At 70.4% G+C, this 531-nt stretch carries 1 protein-coding gene; it reads right to left on the bottom strand.

Annotation, left to right across the window (positions count from 1 at the left end; genetic code table 11):
* On the bottom strand, nt 1–463 hold a 463-nt coding region (locus DVK07_RS21000), incomplete at its 3' end, for a winged helix-turn-helix transcriptional regulator (protein WP_121598611.1).
* Nucleotides 464–531 lie beyond the last annotated feature (68 nt).

Below are 531 nucleotides of genomic sequence, written 5' to 3'. Positions count from 1 at the left end.
GCTCGGGGAGCGACGGCGACACGTCGTCCAACAGCCGGGTCGTCCGCTCGGGGTGGGTGAGGACGAGCGTCACGCGGTTGTGCAGGTCGCGCTCCTTGCGGACCACGTCGCGTTCGACGAGGTGGTCGAGGTGCCACTCCAGCGTGCTGCGGGCGACGCCGATGTCGTCGGCCACGTCGTCGGGGCGGGCGTCGCCGTGTTCGAGGAGGTGGCCGAGGATGTCGCGGGCGGTCTCCCGGCGGACGAGCGCGAGCGCGCCGCGCTCCCACGCGTCGAACTCGGGGGGGAAGTAGTGCGTCCGTCCGTAGAACTCGGAGCGGCGGACCGTCTCGTCGGAGAGCAGTCTGCGGACGTGGTGTTGTACCTGGCCGGGAGCGAGGTCGAGCGCGCGAACGAGCTCGTTGAAATGGACTCCCGGGTTGTGCTTGATGTGGTCGGCGACGCGGGTTCGTGTCTCACTCATGGGTCGTTGACCCCCGCCTCGCGCTCGATGCTCCGGGCGTAGTAGATGGCCGCGAGGACGAGGCCGGC

Source organism: Halorubrum sp. Atlit-26R, assembly GCF_003666015.1.
Taxonomy (GTDB): domain Archaea; phylum Halobacteriota; class Halobacteria; order Halobacteriales; family Haloferacaceae; genus Halorubrum.
The sequence above is the reverse complement of the archived record's forward strand: the minus strand, read 5'-3'. Positions and strand labels throughout refer to the sequence as shown.